The organism is Streptomyces sp. NH27 (assembly GCF_056859195.1).
Genome location: NZ_JACEGK010000657.1, coordinates 1 through 3,724, shown reverse-complemented (window position 1 = coordinate 3,724; position 3,724 = coordinate 1). Strand labels below are relative to the sequence as shown.

At 69.5% G+C, this 3,724-nt stretch carries 2 protein-coding genes; both read right to left on the bottom strand.

The genetic code is table 11. The features are described 5' to 3' along the window. Window positions 1-69 precede the first annotated feature (69 nt). Window positions 70-1,863: a discoidin domain-containing protein gene (locus tag AC13HU_RS33915; RefSeq protein ID WP_483045830.1), complete on the bottom strand. Its 1,794-nt coding sequence runs from the start codon at window positions 1,861-1,863 to the stop codon at window positions 70-72. Window positions 1,864-2,135: 272 nt separating this feature from the next. Further along, a complete protein-coding gene (locus AC13HU_RS33910; RefSeq protein ID WP_483045829.1) occupies window positions 2,136-3,626 on the bottom strand; it encodes a cellulose binding domain-containing protein in 1,491 nt (496 codons plus the stop codon). Window positions 3,627-3,724 lie beyond the last annotated feature (98 nt).

Sequence of the window (3,724 nt, the reverse complement as noted above, 5' to 3'; positions counted from 1 at the left end):
CGGTAGACGTGGGGGGCCGTGCGGACCGCGTCGGTCGCGGAACCAGGTCGCGGAGCTAGAAGCCGACCGCTAGAAGCCGACCGCGACCTCCATCCACTGCGGGTTCTGCATCGAGGCGTACGCCGCCTGCCCGGCCACGTCGTCGTACGGGAAGCCGTAGGCCAGCCCGTTGATGGCGTGGTCGTGCCAGAACTTGGCGTACCAGTTGGCCGGGTCGCCCGAGTAGAACTTCGTCGGGTCCTGCTGCTGGTCGGCCGGGAGGGTGGCGGTGTGCCGGTTGAGCGCGGCACACGTGCTCGGGTCGGCGGCCAGCGTGCCCGCGCAGCCGAAGATGTCCGAGGTCGCCGCGTTCACGCCGACCGACTGGGCGTAGGAGGTGAAGTAGTTCTCGTTGGCGCCGCCGGCCCGGAAGCTCGGGTCGCTGCCCGGGGCGATGATCCGGTACGGCGCCTGGGTCTGCGCCAGCACCTTGAACTGCTGCGGCACGGCATCCTGGAACTCCTGGAAGACCTGGTCGCGGCTGGTGGTGAAGAGGTCCTGGTTGTCGCCGAGTTGGATGTCCTGACCGGTGTGCGAGTGCAGCCGGATGGCCAGCGGCAGCGCCCAGGCGTCCACCCGGGTGGTGTTGCCGTTGAAGACGTCCGGGCCGATCGTGAACTCGATGAAGTCGTTGTACTGGCTGTTCGGCGAGCCGACGTAGAAGTACATCCGGCCGGAGGAGTTGGCCGGCATGTCGAAGTACGGCTGCTCGGCGATCGAGTGCTCCTGGCCGTCGAAGCTCCAGTAGACCTGGCTGTCGGGATACGCGCCGTTGGTCCGGTTGAGTATCGCGACCTCCATCACGTTGTTCGCGGCCGGGATCTGGCTGGTGTCGCCCCAGAAGGAGTCGTCACCGCCGGTGGGGGGAGGTGTGGTGGTACCCGAGGCCAGGTGCACCGAGAACTCCCACAGCGACACGCCGTACGCCGTGGCCCGCGCGGTGGTGTAGACCCGGACGTAGCGGCCGGTGCCGGTGACGTCGATGTTCTGGATGCCGCCGGTGCCGGTCGTGGTGGAGTACACCGTGGTCCAGTTGGTGGCGTCGTCCGAGACCTGGATCTGGTACGCGGTCGCGTACGCAGCCTCCCAGTTGAGGCCGACGCTGCAGATCGGCTCCGAGGCGCCGAGGTCCACCCGCAGCCACTGCGGGTCGCTGAACGCGCTGGACCAGCGGGTGCCGGTGTCACCGTCGACCGCGGCCGAGGCCGGGGTGCCCGCGTTCTCGGTGGAGGAGGCCGCGGCCGTCCTGCCCTGCGCCGCGTTGTCGGTGGCGCACGCGGACGGGGTGGCGACGGTTCCGCCGTGGACCTGGAACTCCCGGAGCGAGTAGCCGTATTGCGTGGCGCGTTCGCTGCCGTACATGCGGATATAGCGCCCGGAACCGTTTACGGACAGCGTCTGGTTGCCGCCGGTGCCGGTGGTGGTGGAGTAGACGTCGGTCCAGTCGGTGCCGTTGACCGAGGTCTGGATCTTGAACGACTTCGCGTACGCCGTCTCCCAGTTGAGGGTCACCTGGCTGATCGACTGGTTGCTGCCCAGGTCGATCCGGAGCCACTGGGGATCGGCCGCGGCGCTGGACCAGCGGGTGCCGGTGTTGCCGTCGACCGCGGCGGAGGCCGGGGTGCCCGCGTTCTCGACGGACGAGGCGGTGGCAGGCTGACCCTGCGACAGGAGCGAGCCGGCGGCGCGGGCCGGCGACTGCGAGGTGACGACGAGCGCGAGGCCCGCCGTCAGCGCGAGCAGGAGGGCAAGGATGAGATACGGCCGGGATCTGTCGTGCCGTCCGGGCCGTGGCCGCACCAACAGCGAAGTGCTGCCTGACATTTGGTATCTCCTCAACCGGGTGGGGGTCCGTGATGGAGGCCGGCGGGCGCTGAGTGAGAGCGCTCTCTGGCGAGGTGATGTTTACAAGGCCCGTACATCGGCGTCAATAAGTTGTTCAATACTGGCCGGTTGGCCACTGTCGCCGTTTCGAGTCCCGAACGGACAACCCGCTGCTCACGCGGGAATCGCCGGACAACCCGGACATGCGTGAAGGGGCGGTCCCGTACCCGCCATCCGTGTACGGGACCGCCCCGTCCGGGGGCGCCTCGGGCTCAACCCAGCGCGGCCAGATGGTCCTTGAGGCCCTGCCCGTAGGCGGTGGGCGTTCCGTCGTAAGAGGAGATCAGCGACGGGCCGGAGGAGCAGTCCCAGGTGTTCCAGGTCCAGCCCAGGTAGGACAGGTGGTGCGCGTCCAGCCAGTTCATGAAGGTGTCGGTGAAGGAGTGGGCGCAGGTGTTCTCGCCGATCTCGCCCGCCACCAGCGGCACCTGGGCGGCGACCGGGGCGATCTGCGAGTCCCAGCAGGACTGGTTGGCACACGAGTTGAAGTTGTAGACGTGCAGCGACGCGGCGAGGTTGCCGGTCGGGTCGGTCGGCTCGTGGGTCAGCCAGCCGGTCTCGTCGTTGGAGTACGCCAGGCCGCCGAGCAGGATCACGTTCTGCGCGCCGGTGCCGCGTACCGCGTCGACCAGGTCCTGCATGCCGGCCACCTGGTAGCCGATGCCCGGGCAGGTGCCGCCGTCCCGCCAGCAGGTCCACGCCTGGTCGGCGGTGGAGGTGGCCCGGTCCGGGTAGGGCTCGTTGAACAGGTCGAAGACGACTGAGGTGTCGGACTTGAAGGTGTCCGCGACGCTCTGCCAGAACGGGATGGCGTACTGCGCGTCCGGCATCGGCTTCTGGCAGGTGGCGTTGACGTCCGAGCAGCCCGCCGAGTTGCCGGTGTACAGCCCGTGCGTCCAGTGCAGGTCGAGGATGGGCGTGATGCCGTGCGCGACCAGGCGGTTGACCCAGTCGGTGATCGCGGCGACGTAGGCGGCGCCGCCGTCTTCGGCCGGCACGTACGAAAGGCCCTCCCAGCAGTCCTCGTTGAGCGGGACGCGGACCGCGTTGACGCCCTTCCAGCTGGTGATCGCGTCGATCGCCGCGTCGTCGACCGGGCCGTCGAAGATGCCGTTGCCCTGGGCGCAGGCGAACTCGGTGCCGGAGCGGTTCACGCCGTGCAGCACCACCTGCTTGCCGGTGGAGTCCATCAACTCGTTGCCGGAGACGTGCAGTTTCGGCGGGGCCGGGTCGCCGCTGCCGTCACCGGGCGGGGTGGTCGGGGGCGTGGTGCCGTCGTCCTCGTTGCAGGTGGTGCCGTTGAGCTTGAACGCGGTCGGGCTCGGGTTGCTGCCGGACCAGTCGCCGAGGAAACCGGCGCTGAGGCTGCCGCCGCTGGGGATCACGCCGTTGTACGACTCGGACGCCACGCTCACGGCCGTGCCGGACTGCGACCAGGTGCCGTTCCAGCCCTGGGTGACGTGGTGGCCGCCGGGGAAGTCGAAGGTGAGGTTCCAACTGGTGGTGGCCGATGTGTTGTTGGTGATCTCGATGGCGCTCTGGAAGCCGGCGTCCCACTGGTTGGTCACCGAATAGGCGACCGTGCAGGACGGGGTGGCGCCGGCCGCGGTGCCGGCGCCCAGTGCGGGCAGCAGCGCGGCGGCGGCTGCCGCTGCGGTGACGGCGGCGACGGAGAGCGCCGTGGTACGCGTTGGTCGTCGCATGTGCGACTCCTGGGAGTGTGGGGGGGATGGTGGTGCGAGGTGCGAGGTGCGAGGTGCGGCGGTGCGACGTGCTGCGGGGGCGGGCGTGCGGCGTGGGG

Bases quoted from the DNA above. Each gene is read 5' to 3' on its own strand.
- AC13HU_RS33915 (WP_483045830.1), bottom strand. From the start codon at position 1,863: ATGTCAGGCAGCACTTCGCTGTTGGTGCGGCCACGGCCCGGACGGCAC.
- AC13HU_RS33910 (WP_483045829.1), bottom strand. From the start codon at position 3,626: ATGCGACGACCAACGCGTACCACGGCGCTCTCCGTCGCCGCCGTCACC.